Origin of the sequence: Streptomyces cellostaticus (assembly GCF_023630175.1) — a bacterium.
In the GTDB taxonomy this organism is placed as follows: Bacteria; Actinomycetota; Actinomycetes; order Streptomycetales; family Streptomycetaceae; genus Streptomyces; species Streptomyces cellostaticus_A.
Window position 1 is genome coordinate 1 of sequence record NZ_JALLIN010000120.1, and the last position, 1,568, is coordinate 1,568.

Consider the following 1,568-nt stretch of genomic DNA (forward strand, 5'->3'; position numbering starts at 1 on the left):
GCTGTCCAAGATGGGCGCAGGCCAGGACATCCCGATCGGCACACCCGTCGCGGGCCGCACCGACGACGCACTCGACGACCTCGTCGGATGCTTTCTGAACACCCTCGTCCTGCGCACCGACCTCTCCGGAGACCCCACCTTCCGCGAAGTCCTCGAACGCGTCCGGGAAGCGAACCTCGCGGCGTACGCGCACCAGGACCTGCCGTTCGAGCGGCTCGTGGAGATCCTCAACCCCGCACGCTCCATGGCCCGCCACCCCCTCTTCCAGGTCATGCTCACCTTCCACAACAACGCGCAGCCGGATCTCGACCTGCCCGGCATCCAGGCTGTCTCGGAGCCTCTGGAGAACACCGCGGCGAAGTTCGACCTTTCCGTCAGCCTCGGCGAGGTCGACGACGAGGACGGGTCCCCCGGTGGGCTGGTGGGGCAGTTGGAGTACCGGACCGACCTCTTCAGGGTCGAGACCGTCGAGGGGCTGGCGCATCGCCTCGTCCGCGTTCTGGAGACGGTGGTGACCGAGCCCGACCGGAGGGTTCGCGAGGTCGACGTGCTCGGTGCCGATGAGCGCGAGCGCATTCTGCGCACATGGAACGACACCGACCGGGAAGTCCCGGACGGCACGGTGTTGGACCTGTTCCGGGCGAGGGTGGCGCGCACCCCCGACGCGCTCGCCGTACTCAGCGGCGACGTCGCACTCACCTACGCCCAGCTCGATGCGCACGCGAGCCGCCTCGCGCGGAAGCTGATCGCACTCGGTGTGGGCCGGGAGCGGCTGGTCGGCCTGTGTCTTCCCCGGGGGGCCGACATGGTCGTGGCAGTCCTCGCGGTGTGGCGCGCGGGTGGTGCGTACGTGCCCCTGGACCCTGAGTATCCAGCGGACCGACTCGGCTACATGATGGCGGACAGTGGTGCGGTCGTGGTCCTGGGGACCGCCGACACGGTGAAGGTCCTGCCGTCGGAGGCGGTGCGCGTCCTGCTGCTCGACGAGTTCGTCCACGAGGACGCGCCCTCCGGCGAAGAGCTCCCTGTTGCCGTCAACCCGGACCAGCTCGCGTACGTGATCTACACGTCGGGGTCGACGGGGCGTCCCAAGGGGGTGGCCGTTCCCCATCGTGGCCTCGCCAATCTCGCAGAGGTGATGCGGCCGGTCCTCGGTGTCCGTGAAGGCGCGGTGGCTTTGCAGTTCGCCTCCTTCAGCTTCGACGCGTCCGTACTCGACGTGGCCGTCACCCTTGCGGCAGGGGCGGCCCTCGCCATCGCGTCGAGCACGGAGCGCTCGGAGCCGGACGCGCTGGCCGAGATGATCAAGAAGTCCGGTGTCGACGTCGCCAGCGTGGTCCCCTCACTGCTCGGGGTGCTCGACCCGGCTGCGGTCTCCGGAGTGGAGAACTGGGTTCTGGGGGCAGAGCTGCTGACGGCGGACCTGGCCGGCCGGTGGACGGCCGGAGCCCGTATGTGGAACACCTACGGCCCGACCGAGGCCACGGTGATCACCACGGCCGTTGAGCTGGAGAGGTCCATCCGACCCGAGGACCAGCCTCCGCCGATCGGGCGTCCACTTGGAAATG

The 1,568-nt window shown here is 69.3% G+C and carries 1 protein-coding gene; it reads left to right on the forward strand.

Annotated elements, in window-relative coordinates; translation table 11 throughout:
* Nucleotides 1-1,568, forward strand: a 1,568-nt coding sequence (locus MXD57_RS31230) for a non-ribosomal peptide synthetase (RefSeq protein WP_250405579.1), incomplete at both ends; no start/stop codon positions are given.